Below are 21,099 nucleotides of genomic sequence, written 5' to 3'. Positions count from 1 at the left end.
CTAGGCGTGACCTCAGGTCTGAGCCAGTAGTTTTATGAAAATTTGAATGCCTTGCTGGAATGCAGAATAAAAAAAATCCGCGATCCTTGCTCAAGATCGCGGAATAATTATTTCAATAATCCACTGCACTAGCAGCAGGCCATTGGGTGACCGACCGAAATTAAATACTCAGTTTTAAAACGGCTGGGCCACAAGATCGTGCCCCTGAGTACCCACAATCCGAGCCTTGGTGAACTCACCGACTTTCAGTGTTTTGCTGATTTTTTCTGGCGGCAGTAGCTTTACCAAGCCATCAATCTCTGGGGCATCCGCATAAGACCGGCCCACTGCACCTTTTTTACCCATTGCAGGCGCCGAATCCACCAGCACCTGCATGGTGGCGCCAATGCGCTGCTGCAGTTTGGCGGCAGATACAGCCTCGGCAACAGCCATGAAACGAGCGCGCCGCTCTTCCCGTAACTCGATCGGCAGCATGCCTGGAATGTCGTTGGCCACAGCGCCCTGCACCGGACTGTAGGCAAAGCAACCGGCACGGTCGATTTTGGCTTCGCGCATGAAGTCCAGCAGGTGAGAGAATTCCTCTTCAGTCTCGCCCGGAAATCCTGCGATAAAGGTGCTCCGCACCACAATGTCGGGGCATGCCTCACGCCAGTTCTGGATACGCTCCAGATTTTTTTCGCCACTGGCCGGGCGTTTCATGCGTTTGAGTACATCTGGATGACTATGCTGGAGGGGCACATCGAGGTAAGGAAGCACCAGACCTGTGGCCATCAAGGGAATCACTTCATCCACACTGGGGTACGGGTAGACATAATGCAAACGCACCCATGCACCATAAGGGCTTGCCATTTCACCCAGCGCCTGCACCAATTCCAGCATGCGGGTTTTGATTGGCTTACCGTCCCAGAATCCGGTGCGATATTTGACGTCAACGCCATACGCCGACGTATCCTGGCTGATTACCAGTAACTCTTTGACGCCGCCTTCAAACAGGGCTCGCGCCTCATTGAGTACATCACCAATGGGTCTTGAGACTAGATCACCCCGCATGGACGGGATGATGCAAAACGTACAGCGGTGGTTGCAGCCTTCGCTGATCTTGATGTAGGCGTAGTGTCGAGGGGTGAGCTTGATGCCGGCAATACCGAATGCATTCGGCACAAGGTCAATAAAAGGATCATGCGGCTTGGGCAAATGCGCGTGCACCGCATCCATTACCTCCTGCGTCGCCTGAGGGCCGGTAACAGCCAGCACGCTAGGGTGCATTTGCTTAACCAGATTACCACCACCCTGTGCTGATTTGGCGCCCAGACAACCAGTGACGATGACCTTGCCATTTTCCGCCAAGGCCTCACCGATGGTGTCCAGACTTTCCTTGACTGCATCGTCAATGAAGCCACAGGTGTTGACGATAACCAGATCGGCGCCCTGAAATGTTTTGGAGGTTTGATAACCTTCAGCACTAAGTTGCGTGAGGATCAGCTCTGAGTCGGTCAACGCCTTGGCACAACCGAGGCTGACGAAACCAACTTTGGGTGCCGTGTTGCTTTTTGAAATAACTTCGCTCATATATTAATTGTTCCGGCCTGCGCGCTGGTTAGCGTTTGATCCCAAAAGCCCCGAGCATCTGGCCAGTTTGTTTTTCCATCTGCTCCTGCATTTGGGTCAGCATATTTTTAGACTGATCAAGATTGCCGCCCATCAATCCCTGCAGCACAGGCGATTGCATGGCGACGAACTGCGTCCACATTTCTGGCGTCAATCCTTTGGACTGCTCTGTGAATTTAGCTTGAACATCCATTAATGACTGAATGTTTTTCTCCAAATACCCGCCCATTAAGCCTTGCATGGCGTGTCCATAGAACCGAATCACGCTGGCCAGCACCGGTGCTGTAAACATGGGAGAGCCGTTGGCTTCTTCTTCAAGAATAATTTGAAGCAAGATACTGCGAGTGAGATCTTCCCCCGTCTTGACATCAAGCACCACGAAAGGCTCGCTGTCCATTACCAAAAGCTTGACTTCTGCTAACGTGATGTAAGTCGACGTATCAGTGTCGTAGAGCCGCCGATTAGGGTATTTTTTTATAACGCGCTGAACGACATTTGTGTCAGCGGTTTTCTTGCTTTGCATGTGGACTCCTATAGCTCAAACCAGAACCAAACTTTTTACAGAATGGTTACTTGGCTTAGCAAATTTCATTTTCTAGCATTTCCCTTAGAAACTGAAGACTGGTCATCTTCAGAGGGAAATGCTGGTAGGCGCGATTGGACTCGAACCAACGACCCCCACCATGTCAAGGTGGTGCTCTAACCAGCTGAGCTACGCGCCTAAGGTTTGTCCGAGAGCCTGAATTGTATCAGTGATCTACACACACTTTCCGCACGGTCAAAAGAAAATTCTTGATGCGCCATAATTGACGTTTACGTTAACGTCAATTACTCAGGAGATCAACTATGGACATCGCAGGTAAAGTATTCATCGTGACCGGTGGCGCATCTGGTTTGGGCGAAGGCACCGCCCGCATGCTGTCGGCCCAAGGTGGCAAAGTGGTCATCGCCGACATGCAAGCAGAAAAAGGTGAAGCCATTGCCAAGGAAATTGGCGGCGCATTTGTAAAGTGCGACGTGAGCAATGAAGCAGACGGCCAGGCCGTCGTCGCCAAGGCCGTATCCATGGGCAAACTCATGGGCTTGGTCAACTGCGCAGGCATCGCGCCGGCCGAAAAAACGGTGGGCAAAAATGGGGCGCACAACTTGGGCGTGTTCAGCAAATGCATCACCGTCAACCTGGTGGGCAGCTTCAATATGATTCGCTTGGCCGCCGACGCCATGTGCAAAAACGAGCCGGAAGCCACTGGCGAACGCGGCGTGATGATTTCCACCGCGTCGGTTGCAGCCTATGACGGTCAAATTGGCCAGGCGGCTTACAGCGCATCCAAAGGCGGTATCGTTGGCATGACGTTGCCCATTGCACGCGATCTGGCACGCAACGGCATTCGCAACATGACCATCGCCCCCGGCATTTTTGGCACCCCCATGATGTTTGGCATGCCTCAAGAAGTGCAGGACTCGCTGGCCGCCAGCGTGCCTTTTCCCTCGCGCCTCGGCACACCACAAGACTACGCCAAGCTGGCGCAGCACATTTTTGAGAACGACATGCTCAATGGCGAAGTGATCCGACTGGATGGTGCCATTCGCCTGCCCCCTCGGTAAAACTGAAATTCCATGGACGCTTCCGACACTAGGACGCGTCCATGAATGTTTTACCGCTAAGCCCACTGACGACCAAAGCAAGCCATCAGGCACGCAAGGTTGGGCGACTGAACACCAAGCTGATCTCGGTGTTTCTACAATCGCTGCATGTCCATCCCCCAAACATTCATTCAGGAGCTCATAGCGCGCGCTGACGTTGTGGAGATTGTGGGCCGCTACGTGCAGCTCAAAAAAGGTGGCGCCAATTTCATGGGCCTGTGTCCATTCCACGGGGAAAAATCACCTTCGTTCTCGGTCAGTCCTGCCAAGCAGTTCTATCACTGCTTTGGCTGCGGCAAGAACGGCAATGCCATCAGCTTTTTGATGGATCACGCAGGCATGACCTTTGTGGAAGCGGTGAAAGACCTGGCCCAGCAATACGGCATGCAGGTACCCGAAGACGACGCCAGCCCACAAGACCGGGCCCGCGCGGCCGAGCAACGAGAAAAACAGACCACTTTGAGCGATGTGCTCGAAAAAGCGGCTGACGCCTACAAAAAAAACCTGAAAGACGCCCCCAGAGCAGTGGAGTACTTCAAAGGCCGCGGCCTGTCGGGCGAAATTGCCAAACAATTCGGGCTGGGCTACGCGCCCGAAGGCTGGCGCAGCCTGGCCAGCGTTTTCCCGAATTACGACGAACCTCTGCTGGTGGAGAGTGGACTGGTCATCCTGAACGTTGACGAAGCTTCTGGCGAAGAAAAGCGCTATGACCGCTTTCGCGACCGGGTGATGTTCCCCATCCGAAATGTCAAAGGCGACTGCATTGGCTTTGGTGGCCGGGTGCTGGGTGATGACAAGCCCAAATACCTCAATTCGCCGGAGACCCCTGTTTTCAGCAAAGGCCGTGAGTTGTACGGCCTGTTTGAAGCCCGCCACGCCTTACGCGAGATGGGTTATGCACTGGTCACCGAGGGCTATATGGATGTGGTGGCGCTGGCCCAGCTTGGCTTCCCCAACACCGTGGCCACGCTGGGAACCGCTTGCACGGCAGAGCATGTGCAAAAGCTGTTTCGTTTTACCGATTCGGTGGTGTTCAGTTTCGATGGCGATGCAGCAGGCCGGCGCGCCGCGCACAAGGCACTGGAAGGTGCCCTGCCCTATGCCACGGATGTGCGTAGCGTCAAATTTCTGTTTTTACCGACTGAACACGACCCCGACAGCTTTATTCGCGAATTCGGCAAAGAAGCTTTTGCACGCTATGTGAGCGAAGCCGTGCCTTTAAGCCGCTTTTTAATCGACGCGGCGCGTGAAGGCTGTGACCTGAACACCGCTGAAGGCCGCGCCCATATGGCCAGCAACGCCAAGCCCTTGTGGATGCAGTTACCCGATGGCGCCCTGAAACTCCAATTGCAGACTGAAATTGCCGATCTGGTGCAATTATCCAACCGCGAATTGAACGAGGTTTGGAACCCCAAACCAGCGGGCAGCAGTGATGAAAAACAAAAACGCTATAAAAAAAGTAGCGAGTCACGCAGTGAGAACGAGGGCTACAGCACTAATTCATATAAAAAATATGCGCCACGCCCGCGTTTGGGTAATCGCTCACTGCCCGCCAGCCGGGCCGATCACGCCACCCGGCTACTGCTCGGCAACATGGCGGCACTCGAGGGCTTGTCTGCCGAAGACCACACCATGCTGTGCGAGCTACCAGCACCGCATGGGCCATTGTTTGCCTGGATGGAAAGCCAATTGCATGAACACGGCCCGCAACCCTGGGTCGCCTTGCGCGAAGGTCTGCGCGAGCACGAAGGGGAAGAACTGGCCGTCCGGCTCATGTCCGGTCACGAGGTGGGGGAGGAAGAAGAGGTGGGCGAATCAGCCATTGAACTGCGAAATTTACTCGACCGCATGCTGGTCGAGCGCATCAAAATTCAACAAACTGAAGCCATCGCAGCCTCCAAGGCCGATCCGACCGCCCTGCTTCTCTACCGCGAACTCCAGGCCCGGCGGCTGAAACTCGAATCGTCACTATCGCAGACTGATTGACCTGGCCATCAAATTGAAATTTTTTGAAGCCAGGGTATAATCCAAGGTTGATTATCGGCAAGAGCGACAGCAGCACCTCCGGGCCAGCCAAACGATGACACTGTTCACGACCGGCTACCTTACCGCAAGGACTGCACACCAAATGTTCGCCCTCACATCTTGCCACTGAGGATTTTTTCTCTGTCACAAAAACTGCGCCGGTCATTAAAGGCGTCTGTTCACTCTGTTTGTTTTTGAAGTTCTGAGGTTTTTACATGCCTGTTCAAAAGTCCAAGAAGCCTGTCCAGTCCGCTGCAAAGCCCGCCACCAAGGTTGTCGCCAAAGCGGCTTCCAGGCCCACGCCTTCCAAGGCGGTAGCCAGTGTGGCGGCCAAGACCACTATCAAGAAGCCCGATCCGAAAGTCAAAACAGTGCCTGTATCCAAGTCTCCCGTGAAAATGTCCCCCCTTCAATTGCAAGAAGCCGCAGACGCGCTCCTCAAGGCAGGCCAGGCCGTCAAGAAAAAACCGGGGCGTCCGCCCAAAGCGGCTGCAGCGGAGTCTGATGCACCCGCCAAAACCGGCGCCAAACGGGGCCGTAAACCCAAAGCGGCAGCCGAGTCCGGCGGTGGAGACGACACGGACATGTCTGACATTGAGGCTGACTTGGTCGGCGAGCCAGTCGTTACCGGCGAAAAGGTCAAGCCTCTGCGGATGAAAATCAGCAAGGCCAAAGAACGCGCGCTGATGAAAGAGTTTGGCTTGGACGAAACAGTACTGTCCGAAGAAGACATTGCCAAGCGTCGTCTGCGCCTCAAGGCCCTGATCAAGCTGGGCAAGACACGCGGCTACCTGACGCACGGCGAGATTTCCGATCACCTTCCCGACAAGCTGGTTGATGCCGAAACGCTTGAGGTCGTGATCGCGATGCTCAACGACATGGGCGTGGCCGTCTACGAACAAACACCAGACGCCGAAACCCTGTTGCTCAACAACAATGTCTCGACTGCCGCCACCGAAGAAGAAGCCGAGGAAGAAGCCGAAGCAGCGCTTTCCACGGTTGACAGCGAATTTGGCCGCACCACCGACCCCGTGCGCATGTACATGCGTGAAATGGGCACCGTGGAACTGCTCACGCGCGAAGGCGAAATCGAAATTGCCAAACGCATTGAAGGCGGTTTGATGGCCATGATGGAGGCCATTTCAGCCTCCCCCGCCACCATTGCTGAAATTTTGCGTTTGGGTGAAGACATCCGCGAAGCCAAAGTCGTTATCACGACCATTGTGGATGGCTTCTCCAACCCCAATGAAGCCGACGATTACGTGGCAGAAGAGGATTTTGACGAGTTCGATGCCGCCGATGATGACGACGGCAAGGGTGGATCCAAGGCACTGACGAAGAAGCTGGAAGAACTCAAGCGTGATGCACTCACCCGTTTCGACAAAATGCGTGAGCTGTTTGAGAAAATCCACAAAATCTATGACAAGGAAGGGTATGGCACCCCCGCCTACCTCAAGACGCAGAAAGCCTTGTCAGAAGAGTTGATGTCCATCCGCTTCACCGCCAAAGCCATTGAAAAACTGTGCGACATGGTGCGCTCTCAGGTCGATGATGTGCGCAAGAAAGAACGTGAACTGCGCCGCATTATTGTGGACAAGTGCGGCTACTCGCAAGAAAACTTCATTGCCGACTTCAGCGGACGCGACAAGAATGGCAACAAAATTGCCAGCCAGTTGCTGAACCTGAAGTGGATCGAGAAGCAAGCCGCCGCCGGCAAGCCCTGGAGTGCGGTCATGGCCCGCAACATCCCGCCAGTGCAGGATCTGCAGCAAAAACTCATGGACCTGCAAACCCGTGTGGTGGTGCCCCTGGATCAACTCAAGGACATCAACAAGCGCATGAATGCAGGCGAGTACTCCTCCCGCGCGGCCAAGAAGGAAATGATCGAGGCCAACTTGCGGCTGGTCATCTCGATCGCCAAGAAGTACACCAACCGCGGTCTGCAATTCCTGGATCTGATCCAGGAAGGCAACATCGGCTTGATGAAAGCCGTGGACAAATTTGAATACCGCCGCGGCTACAAGTTCTCGACCTACGCCACCTGGTGGATTCGCCAGGCCATCACGCGCTCCATCGCGGATCAGGCCCGCACCATCCGTATTCCGGTGCACATGATCGAAACCATCAACAAGATGAACCGCATCAGCCGCCAGCATTTGCAGGAGTTTGGTTTTGAGCCCGATGCCAGCGTGTTGGCCGAACGGATGGAGATCCCGGAAGACAAGATCCGCAAGATCATGAAGATCGCCAAAGAGCCGATTTCCATGGAAACGCCGATCGGTGACGATGACGACTCCCATCTGGGCGACTTCATCGAAGACGCGGCCAACACCGCACCGATGGAAGCCGCGATGCAGGCCGGCTTGCGTGACGTGGTTAAAGACATTCTGGACAGCCTCACACCGCGCGAAGCCAAGGTACTGCGCATGCGCTTCGGTATTGAGATGACCAGCGACCACACCCTGGAAGAAGTGGGCAAGCAGTTTGACGTCACGCGCGAACGTATTCGCCAGATTGAAGCCAAGGCGCTGCGCAAGCTCAAGCACCCATCGCGTTCTGACAAGCTGCGCAGCTTTACTGACAATCTTTAATTAGAAAAATTCAAGCGTCCTATCCCTCGCAGGGCGAGGTAGGACGCTATTATTTTGTGTAACGATTGAGATTGTTTTTTAGCTCTTCACCAAGCGTGGGATGTTAACCATTGCCGCAACAGTGGCAAGTACAGCCACATCACGAATGAGCGCTTAAGTTGGATCATCTGGCCATATTGCCAGACGTTAGATCACAAAAAAACCCCGTATTCTGTAGAATTACGGGGTTTTTTATTGTCTTGGGACTTCTTTCGAAGCCCTAAAACTGATCACTGGCGGAAACGGAGAGATTCGAACTCTCGAGAAGGCTTTAAACCCTCTACTCCCTTAGCAGGGGAGCACCTTCGGCCACTCGGTCACGTTTCCTAAATAACAAGGTAGATTATCTCACGACTCGGACCGGATTTTAAACCGGCGGCTGGTCCAAATCAAAAGCTTTATGCAATGAACGCACTGCCAGCTCCATATATTTCTCATCAATGACCACCGAGGTCTTGATCTCGCTGGTGGAGATCATCTGAATATTGATGCCCTCTTCGCTCAAAACGCGGAACATTTTGCTGGCAATGCCGACGTGGCTGCGCATGCCGATGCCGACAATGGACACCTTGCAGATCTTGGTGTCGCCAACCACTTCATGTGCGCCCAGACTTGGGAGTACTTTTTCTCGCAGTAAATCAACCGCCTTGGCGTACTCGCCGCGGTTGACCGTGAAACTGAAATCGGTCTTGCCGTCTTTGCTGATGTTCTGGATGATCACATCGACTTCGATGTTGGCATCGGCCACCGCGCCCAGAATCTGGTACGCAATGCCGGGCTTGTCGGGCACGCCCAGCACGGAGATTTTGGCTTCATCGCGGTTGAATGCAATGCCGGAAACAATGGCTTGCTCCATGTGTTCGTCTTCCTCAAAAGTAATCAGGGTGCCAGAGGCGGCCTCGATGTTGATGTCAATATCCCAAGGGGTGAAGCTGCTCAAAACGCGCAGTTTCACCTTGTATTTGCCGGCAAACTCCACTGAGCGAATCTGCAGCACTTTGGAGCCCATGGAGGCCATCTCCAGCATCTCTTCAAAACTGACCGTTTTCAGGCGGCGGGCTTCCGGCACGACACGCGGGTCGGTGGTGTAGACGCCGTCGACATCGGTGTAGATCAGGCATTCGGCGGCTTTCATGGCGGCTGCCACGGCCACAGCGGAGGTGTCTGAGCCGCCACGCCCCAGCGTGGTGATGTTGCCCTGCTCGTCGATTCCCTGAAAGCCGGTGACGATGACCACCTTGCCGGCCTCCAGGTCCGCACGCACGCGGGCGTCGTCAATCGACTCAATGCGGGCTTTGGTGTGGGCGCTGTTGGTGCGAATCGGCACCTGCCAGCCGGCGTAGCTGACGGATTCCATGCCTTCGGCCTGCAACGCAATCGCCAACAGGGCGCTGGAAACCTGCTCGCCCGTGGAGGCCAGCATGTCAAGTTCGCGGCTGTAGGCGTCGGTGAGCTTGCCGGGGGCCAATTCTTTGGCCAGACCCAGCAAACGGTTGGTCTCGCCGCTCATGGCGGATGGAACGACCACCATCTGGTGGCCGGCGCGCGCCCATTTAGCGACGCGTTTGGCGACATTGCGGATGCGTTCGGTAGAACCCATCGACGTGCCGCCATATTTGTGAACAATCAAAGCCATTGGTAGTATTTTTTAGAGCAAATCTAAAAGATTGTACCAATGGAGAGCAGCGCCTCGGCGTTCACAGAAGCCAGTCCCGACCTTGATGCGAATCTGATGCCCGCGCGTGGTGCAGGCGGCAATTTGGTCCAGCAACTCAGCCAATTGCGCCGCGCTGGGCACCGCATGGTGCGTGGTGTTCAGCCAGTGGCGCAGCACATTGGCCTGGCGGGGTCGGCTCAAGTGCTGGAGTTTGACAATCAGCGGGGGCGTCCCCATGAGGGCCAGGTCCTGCACCGCCACATCCAGCAGCACCGCCTGGGCCTGCGCTGCATGCGCGGCACTGCGGGCAAAGGTGTCACGAAATTGCGGGAACGTGGCTTCCAGTGCCGGCAACAAACGGGCGCGAATGCGGTTGCGGGTGAACTGCTCATCCACATTGCTTGGGTCTTCGATGAACGCCACACCGCGAGCGGCGAGCCAGGTCCGAATGTCGGACGCACGCACCGCCAGCAACGGACGGTGGTAAGTGATGCCCTCTCGCACCCAACTGGCGGGCATGGCGCTCAGGCCTGGCAGGCCACTGCCCCGACTCAACGCCAGTAACAGCGTTTCTACCTGGTCATCGGCATGCTGCGCAATTGCTATGTTTTTAATAGCTAACTGCGCATAGTCATCAAGGGCTACAGCCTCAAAAGCCTTGTATCGGGCACGGCGCGCCGCATCTTCCGGGCTTTGGCCGGGTGCATGACGGCCATCGACTTTCTTCACCACCAGCGACACATTCAGCTGCTTGCAAAACGTCCGGCAATGCTGCTCGAAGTCATCGGCCGCGGCCTGTATCCCATGGTGAATATGAACCGCATGCACCTGCCCTGGCCATTTCTCAGCGCACGCCAGCAGCAACGCGGTGGAATCGGCCCCGCCACTGAACGCCACCGCCAGCGGTAGCGCGGGCGAGAAGGCCGCGATGGCCTTGGCCAGCGGGGTCGTCACACGCTACTTGGCTGCGGCCTTGGTGTCGGTGAAGCGGCCATAGCTTTGCAGCCGGTCGTAGCGACGGTCCAGCAGCTCTTTGACCTTGAGATCGCTCACCTGACGGAAAGCATCATTCAAGGCGCGCTTGAGAAACGCGGCCATCTGTTTGTGGTCCCGATGCGCGCCGCCAACCGGCTCGTTGACGATCTTGTCAATCACGCCCAGCGCTTTGAGCCGGTGCGCGGTAATACCCAGTGCATCCGCCGCTTCCTGCGCCTTTTCTGACGTTTTCCAGAGAATGGAGGCACAACCTTCAGGGCTGATGACCGAGTAAATCGAATATTGCAGCATCAGCACCTGGTCGCCAATGGAAATCGCCAGGGCACCACCCGAGCCGCCCTCGCCAATGATGGTGGTGATGATGGGCACTTCGAGCTGCGCCATCTCGAAAATATTGCGGCCAATGGCCTCCGACTGGCAACGTTCCTCGGCATCAATGCCCGGGTAGGCACCGGGTGTATCGACAAAGGTGAAGACCGGCAGCTTGAATTTTTCAGCGGTCTTCATGAGCCGCAAGGCTTTGCGATAACCCTCGGGCTTGCTCATGCCGAAATTGCGCAGGCCACGCTCTTTGGTGTCACGCCCTTTTTGCTGGCCGATCACCATGCAGGGGGTGCCATTGAAACGCGCTAGGCCACCCACAATACTCAGGTCGTCGGCAAAATGCCGATCGCCGTGCAGCTCCACAAAATGGGTGAAGATTTCATTGACGTAATCCAGCGTGTAGGGACGCTCGGCGTGGCGGGCAATTTTGGTGATTTGCCAGGGCGTCAGGTCACTGTAGATGTCTTTGGTGAGTTGCTGGCTTTTCTTGGCCAGCTGATCAATCTCGGCAGAAATATCAACCGCCGACTCGGTCTGCACGTAACGCAGTTCTTCAATCTTGTTTTCGAGATCGGCAATGGGTTGCTCGAAATCGAGGAATGTTTTTTTAGCCATAAATCCTTCTATGAGGTCTGTCCCACAAACTCATACGCAGTTAAGGGCAGAGTTTGCTCGCTTTGCGTCACGGTGGTCTGTGCCGCCATATTTCAGTAATTCACCGGCACCGGATCGAGCGAGCGCCAAATATACCAAGTTGCGACACTGCAATACGGTGCCCAGGCGGCGGCAACTTCGCGGGCATCACTGCGGCTGACCACGTCGCCCGAAAAATAACTTTGACTGATGCCATTGATCAAACCCACATCGTCCAGCGGCAAGATATTGGGGCGCATCAGGTGAAAGATCAAAAACATCTCAGCCGTCCAGCGGCCAATGCCACGGATGGCGGTCAACTCGTCGATGATAGCCTCATCGTCCATTGTCTCCCAGGCCTTGACGTGGACCGCGCCATTGTCAAAGTGCAAGGCCAGATCGACCAGGTATTCGACCTTGCGCACGCTCAAACCAGCCGCACGCATGTCGTCCACCTTGAGCTTGAGCACATTGCCGGCCGTGACTTTTTTGGGCAGCAACGCAAAGCGATCCCACACGGTCTGGGCCGCCTTGACCGAAATCTGCTGCCCCACAATGCTGCGCGCCAGCGTGACAAAGGCATCGCCCCGGGTTTGCAGACAGGCGTCACCAAACTGGGGAATGAGCCGTTTCATCACCCGGTCTTTTTTCATCAGGTGCTTGCAGGCGTCTTCCCAATAAGCTGGCGTGGCGCCGACAGGTGCTATTATTTTTGCAGCTGACATCACTCTACTTTCGGGGGCTAGAGGCCGAAATGATTGAAGAATGAATCATTGCCCAACCTCCCAGGTGGTGCCAGCGGGTGAATCCTTCAGGACAATGCCTTGGGCCAGCAGTTCCTGGCGAATGCGGTCGGCCTGGGCAAAGTCCTTGCCGGCCTTGGCTGCCGCACGTTGCGCAATCAAGGCACTGATGGCGGCCTCATCCAGCGTGGCACCGGCCTGCAAAAACACCTTGGGGTCGGCTTGCAGCAGGCCAAGGCAACCGCCCAGCGCTTTGAGCAAACCGGCCAATTCGGTCGACTGGGTTTTATTGACTTCGGTGGCCAGCTCAAACAGCACCGCCACCGCTTCGGGCGTGCCAAAGTCTTCATCCATCGCCGCCTTGAAGCGCGCCGCAAAAGGCTGTGCCCAGTCGATGCCGGTGACGACCGGCGTGACCAGGTCCAGTGCCGTATAGAGGCGCTTGAGAGAATTGCGGGCATCGTCCAGATGAGCGTCGCTGTGGTTCAGGGCACTGCGATAGTGCGCCCGAATGATGAAGAACCGGGTGGTCTCGGCGTCATAGCGGGCCAGAATGTCACGAATAGTGAAGAAGTTGCCCAGACTCTTGGACATTTTCTCGTTGTCGCGCGTCACAAAGCCGTTGTGCATCCAGATACTGGCCAGCGGTTTGCCGGTGGCCCCTTCACTCTGGGCGATTTCATTCTCGTGGTGCGGGAACTGCAAATCGGCGCCACCGCCGTGAATGTCAAACGTATCACCCAGCATCTGGCCGCACATGGCTGAACACTCGATGTGCCAGCCCGGCCGGCCTTTGCCGTAAACACTGTCCCATTGCGCATCCACCGGTTCGCTCGGCTTGGCGGTCTTCCACAGGACAAAATCCAGTGGATCGTCTTTCCCGTCCAGCACCGCCACTCGCTCACCAGAGCGCAACTCGTCCAGCGACTTGCCACTGAGCTTGCCGTAACCCGGGAACTTGCGCACCGCATAGTTCACGTCGCCATTGGGGGACTGGTAGGCCAGGCCCTTTTGCGCCAGCTTGCCAATCAGCTGGAGCATTTGCGGCACATATTCAGTGGCACGGGGCTCGAAGGTTGGGCGTTCAACGCCCAGGGCGTCAGCATCCTGGTGCAGGGCATCGACCATGCGGTCGGTCAGGGCACGAATGGTCTCCTTGTTTTCCAACGCACGTTTGATGATTTTGTCGTCAATATCGGTGACATTGCGGACATAAGTCACCCGCAGACCACTGGCTTTGAGCCAGCGCTGCACCACGTCAAACGCCACCATGGAACGGGCGTGACCGAGGTGACACAGGTCGTAAACCGTCATGCCACAGACGTACATCCGTACGTGGCCGGGCTCAAGGGGTAACAAAGGTTCCAGGGCACGCGACAGCGTGTTGTAAATGCGCAAACTCATGGGTGTCTCAAACGGCGTCATCGGGGTATCCAACCGGGTCGTGGCCTCGGCAAAGACTGCTGATGGGTGGGTAATTATGGGGGCGCTGAAAAGCACCCCCTGGGCTACAATTCGGTCCAGTATATAGCCCTGCCAGCCAGCCTCCTGCGGCGGACACCCACCCTGTAAGAATCAAAAGGCTTCATGAAGCACACCCGCTCTACCATTTTCGCCACCCTTCGCCTGCTAACTCTTGCGGCGGCCTGCGCCACGACCGCAGTCTACGCTGACGAGTATGGCGATGTCAGCCAGTTGCTGCGCTCCGGCAAGCTGAGCGAGGCCATGGTCAAGGCCGACGCTTACCTCAGCAGCAAGCCAACCGACCCGCAAATGCGCTTCCTCAAGGGTGTGATTCAACGCAACTCGGGCAAACAGGCGGAGGCCATCGCGACCTTTACCAAGCTGACCGAAGACTACCCCGAACTGCCCGAGCCCTACAACAATCTGGCCGTGCTTTACGCCGGCCAGAGCCAATTTGACAAGGCACGGGCTGCGCTGGAGATGGCCATCCGCACCAACCCGAGCTACGCCACGGCGCACGAAAACCTGGGCGACGTCTACGCCAGGCTCGCCAGTCAGGCCTATAACAAGGCGCTGCAACTCGATGGCGCCAACGCGGCCGTGCCGCCCAAGCTGGCCCTGATTCGCGAAGTATTCAAACCCAACCTCAAGAGTCAGCCATCCAACCTGACCGCGCCCGCATCGGCTCCAGCCGCCGTAATTGCAAAAACCCCAGCACCAGTGCCCGCGCCGGCCGCTGCACCAACCCCGGCGATCGCACCCGTGACACCTGTCGCGCCGAAGGTAGCGGCTGTCAAACCAGCCACAGCAGCGGCCCCAAGCGCTGCGCCGGCCAAACCGGCTTTCAGCAATAACTCGGTGAAAGAGGCCGAGGCGGCGGTGCTAGCTTGGGCCAAAGCCTGGGCCACGCAAGATATGTCGGCCTATTTGGGCGCCTATGGCAAAGAATTTGACCCGCCCGGCAAACAATCGCGCAGCGCCTGGGAGCAAGAGCGCCGCAACCGCATTGTTGGCAAGTCCTCCATCAGCGTCAAACTGGAAAACCTGAATGTCACCGTCAACGGCAACAAGGCTGTCGCCAAATTCCGCCAGGACTACCGGGCGGGTGCCTTGTCGGTATCCAGCCGTAAAACGCTTGAGCTGGTCAAAGCCGGTGACCGTTGGCTGATCGTCAAGGAAGCCACGGGCAACTGATGACCGGTTGGCGAAAACAGCGGGCGGGTTGCAGTTGCATTCTTCGCCTGATGCCTGTATGAAACGGCATATTTTTACTTTGTTCATGACGGCCGTGGTCTGTCTGGCGACGACAGGGCATGCGGCCGCCCGCAAAAAAGTCCCCGCCAAAGCGGTTCGCGTTGCCCCCGTCAAGCCACAAAAAGTGGTCGAAGCCGGATTGGCAGAAGCGCGTCTGATTGAAATCTACCAACTGCTGGCCAAAACGCAGAGCCGCGAAGCGCTGGCGAAAGCCGAACGCCTGGTACAGGACTACCCCAACTTTCAACTGGCCCAACTGGTCTATGGTGACCTGCTGGCAGCCCGTACACGCCCAGTTCAGGCTTTGGGCGATGTACCGCCGTCCATGCTCAAAACGGCAGCGCCGGCCCTGATTGAACTGCGTGATGAGTCACAGATGCGCCTGAAGGCGCTGCGGGAACGTCCCCCCGCTGGGGCCATTCCGTCACAATTTTTGGCCCTGTCAATCCGCAACAAGCACGCCATTGCCGTTGACGCCTCCCGCTCGCGTCTGTACCTGTTTGAAAACCGGCCGACCGGACTGGTACTGGTCGCCGACTACTACATCTCGGTCGGAAAATCCGGCGTCGAAAAACAGGTCGAAGGTGATTTGCGCACCCCGATGGGGGTGTACTTCATCACCAGCAACCTCGACCCCAAATCGTTAAAAGACTTTTACGGCTCGGGCGCCCTGCCCATCAACTACCCCAACGTGCTCGATAGCAAGCGCGGCAAAACAGGCCGAGGTATCTGGCTGCATGGCACCCCACCGGGCCAGTTTTCGCGGCCACCGCTGGCAACCGATGGCTGTGTGGTACTCGCCAATCCGGATTTGGACCAGGTCATTCGAACCGTCGAGGTCCGCACCACGCCCGTGGTGATTGCGCAGCACCTGAACTGGGTGACGTCCAATAATGCCCGCTCCGCCGGCAAACCGTTTGAGGATGCCTTGACCGCATGGCAAAGCGCCAAATCCAGCGGCAATGTGGACCGGGTGCTGAGTTTTTACAGTACGGATTTCAACAGCAACGGCAAGACGCTGGCCGAATGGACGCCGTCTTTGCGCAGCGAACTGGACAAGGTGCGGGGCCGCACGATTCAGCTCAAAGACCTGTCTTTTCTACGCTGGACCGATGCCGCTGATACCATGGTTGTCACTTTTGGCGAAGTCGCCGATGGCATCCGCACCGGCCCGACAAAACGTCAATACTGGAGCCGGCAAGGCTCGCAATGGAAAATATTCTTTGAAGGCGTTATTTAATGAAATTTATGAGTTTTAAGACTATAGCCCCCGTATTCATTGCGGCAGCAGCTATTTTTTCCATAGCAACCAGCGCCTTGGCAGAGGAAGCACCCCGGGTCAAGTTTGCTACCACCGCCGGCGACTTTGTGGTCGAGGTCTACCCCGACAAGGCCCCCAAAACAGTTGCCAATTTCTTGCAGTACGTCAACGAGAAACACTACAACGGCACCCTCTTTCACCGTGTGATCGAGAACTTCATGCTGCAGGGCGGCGGCTTTGATGCTAAATACAGCCAAAAGCCAACGCGTGCACCGGTGGCGCATGAGGGCCGCGAGGCGCTGGCCAAAGGTGGCCTTAAAAATGTCGTCGGCACACTGGCCATGGCCCGCACCAACGACCCACAATCAGCGACGGCGCAGTTTTTCATCAACGTGAACGACAATGCGTTTTTGGACCCCACGCCACAGCAGTTTGGCTACACCGTGTTTGGCAAGGTCATCAGCGGCATGGACGTGATCCAGAAAATCAAAACAACGCCGACTGGCGCAGGCGGCCCCTTCCCGTCCGACGTTCCCAAGACACCCATTCTTATCAACTCTGCAACCCTGGTGAAATAAATCATGAGCAACCCCCAAGTCGAACTCCACATTGCCAACTATGGCGTCATCACCCTTGAACTCGATCAAGAGAAGGCCCCCAAAACGGTGGCCAACTTCTTGAGCTATGTGAACAAGGGCCATTACAACAACACCATTTTTCACCGTGTCATTCCCGGTTTTATGGTGCAGGGCGGCGGCATGGAGCCGGGCATGAAAGAAAAGAAAGGCGACAAGCCAATCGACAACGAAGCCAACAACGGCCTGAAAAATCTCAACTACACCGTGGCCATGGCCCGCACTGGCGACCCCCACTCGGCCACCGCCCAGTTTTTCATCAACGTAGCGGACAACACCTTCCTCAACCACACCGCCATTTCAGCCTCAGGCTGGGGCTATGCCGTGTTTGGCAAAGTCGTGTCGGGCACCGAGATTGTCGACAAGATCAAGGCCGTCAAGACGGCGCGCAAGGGTCACCACGATGATGTGCCGGTTGAAGACGTGATCATCGAAAAGGCCGTGGCCCTCTGACATGAACCCGGCAGTACCGCGGATCACGGCGCACACCGCGACGTCGCCCTGGCCGGTACTGCAGGCGCCCTCCTCTTGGCGCCATGTTGATTTCATCTCCGATCTGCATTTGCAGGCCAGCGAGCAAGCCACCTTCCTCGCTTGGCAAGACTACATGCAGCACACGCGAGCCGATGCGGTGTTCATCCTCGGTGATTTGTTTGAAGTGTGGGTCGGCGACGATGTGATCGATGACGAGGGCGTTACGCTTCAACCGGGTCAGGCATCCGGTTTTGAAGCCCGCTGCGCCCAGGTTCTGAAAGCCGCCTCGCACCGACTTGCTATTTTTTTCATGCACGGCAACCGCGACTTCCTGCTCGGCCCGGCGTTCGCCCAGACCAGTGGCATGACCCTGCTGAACGACCCCCAGGTACTGGACTTTGCCGGCCAACGCTGGCTGCTCTCGCATGGCGACGCCTTGTGCCTGTCGGATACCGACTACCTGCAGTTTCGGGCTCAGGTGCGCAGCGCACCATGGCAACAAGAATTTCTGGGCAAACCGCTGCCCGAGCGTCAGGCCATCGCCCGCACGCTGCGCACGCAAAGCGAAACCCGCAAACGCAGCGGAGCAACGTATGCCGATGTCGACAGGGAAGCCAGCTGCGACTGGTTGGAGACGGCACAAGCCAGTACCCTGATTCACGGCCACACGCACCGACCGGCCGACCATGAACTGGCAACCGGTCTACGCCGCATCGTGCTGAGTGATTGGGATGCCAGCGCCACGCCACCACGCACCGAAGTCTTGCGTCTGAGTGCGGGCTTAGCGAAGCAAAGCACGGGCAGCACGGTTCAACGCCTGGCAGCGACCGAGACGGCTTAGCCGCTCAAGCGCCTCATCCCGGACTTGCGCCGGGATTTACTTAACCACTGAACGACGGCATGGATCCTGGCAGCGGCCAGGATCCCCAGCGCTTACGGCTTCAGCAAAACCTTCAGCACGTTTTGCAGTCGGCGTGCCACGCCCGCATCAAAAGCGCTGGCCAACACGGTGGCGGTGTCCTGCCCCCAGGTTTGGGCCGGTGCTGGATCATTGCGTTTGGTCAGCAGTTGCAATTGCAACGCACGACGGGCGTCCAAATGTTCTGCAGGTGTCGGCATCTCGGCGGCCATCTCCAAACGCAGCAAGGCCACACCGGCATCGCCTGCGGGTGCTTGTGCCAGGGCTTTGGTCCAGGCGCTGCGGCTGGCGGCGGTGACGCGGTTGCCGAGTTCCTGCGCCGAAGGCACCTGGGCGGCATCGCGCTGCTCCCACGCGGCCAGCAGTTGGGTCAACGCTTCACCGTGTGCCTGGGCGGCCAGCTTGCGCAAGGCAAACTGGGCGTGTTCCAGGGCATCACGTTGGGCGCGGAATGCGGTGTCGCCCAAACGCGGCGCGTCCGACCATGGCGTTGCGGAAGCCTCGCGACGCGGGAATCGTTCATCCGAACGACCACCAAAACTGGCATCGCGCGGACCGCGGGTGTTGTCTCTGCCACCGTCTCGGCCGCCCTCTTTGCGGTCACCAAACTTGCCAGCCCGCCCCATGGGCGCAGGTTCTGTCTTTTTCATGCCGGGACGGTCATCGCCGCGCACGGCCACCACGGGCTTGGGAGCCGGCTTGGGCGGTGCCACGGGTGCCACCGGAGCGGCTGACTCTGCAGCAACGCCTTCTTCAACCGGCTCAGCCGACTCTGACGACGCTACAGTTTCAATAGCTTCTTGCGAAGCTGCCACGGAGGCTACAGCGGTATTTTCCTCTGTAATCGCAACCTGCACGGCGGCCTTGGCCTGCGCCTGGCCGCGCAAAGCCGCTTCGAGCGCGTTCATGGCGCTGCGGATGCCTTGGGCATCACCGGCGGCATTGGCCGCTTCAAGCGCCTTGGCCGCATCGAGCACGGTGCGATCACGCTCGCCCAAAGCGGCATCTGCCTTTTCGCGTTCGGCAGTCTTGCGGTTAAAGGCTTCGTCAATCGGTTTGCGGAATGCATCCCACAGCTTTTGTTCCTGGCGGCGATCCATCGGCACCACATGGGTTTCGGCTTGCCAGCGTTGCTGCAAGGCCTTGACTGCATCAATGCGCAACTCAGGCTGGGCACCCAGCACTTTGGCTTCTTCAATCATGGCCTGCCGCGTGGCCAGGCTGATCTTTTGCAAAGCTTCCAGCGGCGCGGCAGCAGTATTGATGGCCGCCTTCCAGAGCGGCTGCAACTCGGCAAAAGCCTTTTCACCGACATGACCACCATCGCGCCAGCGGTCGCCAAACTGGTGCAGGATGCGGTTAAAACCTTTCCAGTCGTTGTCCAGCGCCACCGGATTAGCGGCAGCCCAGGCATTGACCTCTTCAATCAGCGCCAAACGCTGCGCACGGTGCTCGGCGGATTCGGTTTTGACCTTCTCCAGCCAGGCTTCCACGACCTTGTGACCTTCGTTGCAGGCTTCATCAAACCGTTTCCACAACGCGTGGTTGGGCACACCGCCCTGGTCGGTCTGCTTCCACTGGTCACGCAGGGTGCGCAGGCTTTCCTGCATCTTGCGTCCACCCATGGCCTGGCCTTCAGGGCGCTTGAGCAGACCTTCGGCCTTGGCCACCAGGTCGTCACGCACCTGATCGGCACTCCAGCGCTGCCAGCCTTCCAGTTCACCCGCAGCGGACAGCGCGGCATGGGCCTGGTTTTCCAGCTTGTCATCAATAATCTTGCCGAATTCCTTCAGTGCATTGCGCAAGGCACCGGCGGCACCGGCGCTGGCCTTGCCATGGCCTTCGGCCACTTCTTGCTCTAGTTTTGATAGCGCTTCACGCACGATTTCATTCGCCTTGACCTTGATTTCAGGGTCAATGGCGGCGCGTTTTGGCTTGCTGACGGCCTCAATCGGCACACCCCGCAACACGCGCAACTCATCCGCCCAGACCAGCACGGGCGGCAGCGGCGCAGCCGGGTCAGCGGCGGCGGCAACGGCTTGTTCCACGGCGCTCTTGAACGCATCCCACACCACCAACAACTGGGCCCGGGAGCCATCCAGCAGCGGCGGGTACTTGGCTTCGACACTGGCCCAATTGGCGTCATTCAGCAGCGAAGTGGCCTGCGCTTGCCAGTGGTCGACATCGGCGTGCAGGGCTTCCAGCACGGCTTGCGCATCGCGCCACGATTTGGTGGACAGCACTTCAATGCGCTGGGCCAGCAACACCGCAGCTTCGCGCTGCACCTGCACCCGGTGCTGCAGGTCTTCAATGACTTTGACGCGGTCGCCGAGCTGGCCTTTGAGCGTGGCCAAAGGCTCCTTGCTCAGCGGTGCGCCCGCCTTGGCGGCATCACGCTGCCACGCCATGGCATCGGCAATATTGAGCTTGGCCACGGCCAGCAGCGCCTCGGCTTTATCGGCCCACTCTTGCGCAATGGACTCCTGGCCTTTGCTGCGTTTCAGTTCGTCAAGCTTCTCGCGCAACAGCTTGGCCGCGCCTTTGTCTTTGGTGCTGATCTCTTTGAACACGGCCTGCAATTGTTCTGCAGTGGGCTCAGTGACCAGCCACTCGCGAATACGCGTGGTGCGCTCAGTCGAGGTGTGGGCAGAAAATGCCCCGCCCGTCAGCGCGTCCAGCGGATGGGGTTCGTTTGTTTTGGCTGGAGTTTTAATCACTTCGGGGGCTTTGGCAGTTTTGTTAAATACAGAGAACATGTGTCGCGCATACAAGGAGAATGATCCCCACCGTATTGCGGACAGGGCTGAACCGCTATTTTCGCCGCATTTTTCC

General features: G+C 57.4%; 16 protein-coding genes and 2 tRNA genes. 8 read left to right on the top strand and 10 right to left on the bottom strand.

Features of this window, described 5'->3' with window-relative positions; all coding sequences use genetic code 11:
- Nucleotides 1-174: 174 nt before the first annotated feature.
- The 3 genes from rimO to HHJ17_RS17270 form a co-directional block, all read right to left on the bottom strand.
- Complete coding sequence (gene rimO / locus HHJ17_RS17280; protein WP_296501787.1) at nucleotides 175-1,569, bottom strand: 30S ribosomal protein S12 methylthiotransferase RimO; 1,395 nt, start codon at nucleotides 1,567-1,569, stop codon at nucleotides 175-177.
- A gap of 28 nt (nucleotides 1,570-1,597) precedes the next feature.
- Complete coding sequence (gene phaR, locus HHJ17_RS17275; protein ID WP_296501786.1) at nucleotides 1,598-2,131, bottom strand: polyhydroxyalkanoate synthesis repressor PhaR; 534 nt, start codon at nucleotides 2,129-2,131, stop codon at nucleotides 1,598-1,600.
- 122 nt (nucleotides 2,132-2,253) lie between these two features.
- Nucleotides 2,254-2,330 (bottom strand) — tRNA-Val (locus HHJ17_RS17270).
- Between the two features lie 124 nt (nucleotides 2,331-2,454).
- Between HHJ17_RS17270 and HHJ17_RS17265 the strand changes: the two genes are divergently transcribed.
- The 3 genes from HHJ17_RS17265 to rpoD all read left to right on the top strand — a co-directional run bounded on the left by HHJ17_RS17265 (nucleotide 2,455) and on the right by rpoD (nucleotide 7,868).
- Complete coding sequence (locus HHJ17_RS17265; protein ID WP_296501785.1) at nucleotides 2,455-3,213, top strand: 3-hydroxyacyl-CoA dehydrogenase; 759 nt, start codon at nucleotides 2,455-2,457, stop codon at nucleotides 3,211-3,213.
- Between the two features lie 147 nt (nucleotides 3,214-3,360).
- A complete protein-coding gene (dnaG, locus tag HHJ17_RS17260) occupies nucleotides 3,361-5,238 on the top strand; it encodes a DNA primase (RefSeq protein ID WP_296501784.1) in 1,878 nt (625 codons plus the stop codon).
- Nucleotides 5,239-5,492: 254 nt separating this feature from the next.
- Nucleotides 5,493-7,868 carry an RNA polymerase sigma factor RpoD gene (gene rpoD, locus HHJ17_RS17255; RefSeq protein WP_296501783.1) on the top strand — a complete coding sequence of 792 codons (2,376 nt, stop codon included), beginning with the start codon at nucleotides 5,493-5,495 and terminating at the stop codon, nucleotides 7,866-7,868.
- A 273-nt stretch (nucleotides 7,869-8,141) separates the two neighbouring features.
- On the opposite strand, the gene HHJ17_RS17250 is transcribed toward rpoD, so the two are convergent.
- The 6 genes from HHJ17_RS17250 to cysS all read right to left on the bottom strand — a co-directional run bounded on the left by HHJ17_RS17250 (nucleotide 8,142) and on the right by cysS (nucleotide 13,664).
- Nucleotides 8,142-8,234 (bottom strand) — tRNA-Ser (locus HHJ17_RS17250).
- A 40-nt stretch (nucleotides 8,235-8,274) separates the two neighbouring features.
- The gene (locus tag HHJ17_RS17245; protein WP_296499675.1) at nucleotides 8,275-9,543 is read right to left on the bottom strand and encodes an aspartate kinase; all 1,269 of its coding nucleotides are present in this window, start codon (nucleotides 9,541-9,543) and stop codon (nucleotides 8,275-8,277) included.
- A gap of 12 nt (nucleotides 9,544-9,555) precedes the next feature.
- On the bottom strand, nucleotides 9,556-10,518 hold the full coding sequence (gene tilS, locus HHJ17_RS17240; protein WP_296499674.1) for a tRNA lysidine(34) synthetase TilS: 963 nt from the start codon (nucleotides 10,516-10,518) through the stop codon (nucleotides 9,556-9,558).
- 3 nt (nucleotides 10,519-10,521) lie between these two features.
- Complete coding sequence (locus HHJ17_RS17235; protein ID WP_296499673.1) at nucleotides 10,522-11,499, bottom strand: acetyl-CoA carboxylase carboxyltransferase subunit alpha; 978 nt, start codon at nucleotides 11,497-11,499, stop codon at nucleotides 10,522-10,524.
- A 92-nt stretch (nucleotides 11,500-11,591) separates the two neighbouring features.
- The gene (locus HHJ17_RS17230) at nucleotides 11,592-12,242 is read right to left on the bottom strand and encodes a DNA-3-methyladenine glycosylase 2 family protein (RefSeq protein WP_296499672.1); all 651 of its coding nucleotides are present in this window, start codon (nucleotides 12,240-12,242) and stop codon (nucleotides 11,592-11,594) included.
- A gap of 45 nt (nucleotides 12,243-12,287) precedes the next feature.
- Nucleotides 12,288-13,664, bottom strand: a complete 1,377-nt coding sequence (gene cysS, locus HHJ17_RS17225; protein WP_296499671.1) for a cysteine--tRNA ligase — start codon at nucleotides 13,662-13,664, stop codon at nucleotides 12,288-12,290.
- A gap of 183 nt (nucleotides 13,665-13,847) precedes the next feature.
- Here cysS and HHJ17_RS17220 point away from each other — a divergent pair, with 183 nt between their 5' ends.
- From HHJ17_RS17220 to HHJ17_RS17200, 5 genes are read left to right on the top strand one after another with little or no spacing between them, the layout of a single operon-like run.
- Complete coding sequence (locus HHJ17_RS17220; protein ID WP_296499670.1) at nucleotides 13,848-14,918, top strand: tetratricopeptide repeat protein; 1,071 nt, start codon at nucleotides 13,848-13,850, stop codon at nucleotides 14,916-14,918.
- Nucleotides 14,919-14,976: 58 nt separating this feature from the next.
- Nucleotides 14,977-16,218, top strand: a complete 1,242-nt coding sequence (locus tag HHJ17_RS17215) for a L,D-transpeptidase family protein (RefSeq protein WP_296499669.1) — start codon at nucleotides 14,977-14,979, stop codon at nucleotides 16,216-16,218.
- A gap of 8 nt (nucleotides 16,219-16,226) precedes the next feature.
- Nucleotides 16,227-16,817 carry a peptidylprolyl isomerase gene (locus HHJ17_RS17210; protein ID WP_296499668.1) on the top strand — a complete coding sequence of 197 codons (591 nt, stop codon included), beginning with the start codon at nucleotides 16,227-16,229 and terminating at the stop codon, nucleotides 16,815-16,817.
- Nucleotides 16,818-16,820: 3 nt separating this feature from the next.
- The gene (locus tag HHJ17_RS17205) at nucleotides 16,821-17,327 is read left to right on the top strand and encodes a peptidylprolyl isomerase (protein WP_296499667.1); all 507 of its coding nucleotides are present in this window, start codon (nucleotides 16,821-16,823) and stop codon (nucleotides 17,325-17,327) included.
- A 1-nt stretch (nucleotide 17,328) separates the two neighbouring features.
- Nucleotides 17,329-18,189 carry a UDP-2,3-diacylglucosamine diphosphatase gene (locus HHJ17_RS17200; RefSeq protein WP_296499666.1) on the top strand — a complete coding sequence of 287 codons (861 nt, stop codon included), beginning with the start codon at nucleotides 17,329-17,331 and terminating at the stop codon, nucleotides 18,187-18,189.
- 92 nt (nucleotides 18,190-18,281) lie between these two features.
- On the opposite strand, the gene HHJ17_RS17195 is transcribed toward HHJ17_RS17200, so the two are convergent.
- Nucleotides 18,282-21,023: a DUF349 domain-containing protein gene (locus HHJ17_RS17195; protein WP_296499665.1), complete on the bottom strand. Its 2,742-nt coding sequence runs from the start codon at nucleotides 21,021-21,023 to the stop codon at nucleotides 18,282-18,284.
- Nucleotides 21,024-21,099 lie beyond the last annotated feature (76 nt).

It is taken from the genome of Rhodoferax sp. (genome assembly GCF_012927445.1).
Taxonomy (GTDB): Bacteria; Pseudomonadota; Gammaproteobacteria; order Burkholderiales; family Burkholderiaceae_C; genus Rhodoferax.
Note: the sequence above shows the minus strand (reverse complement) of the source record. Positions and strands in the feature narration are given on the sequence as shown.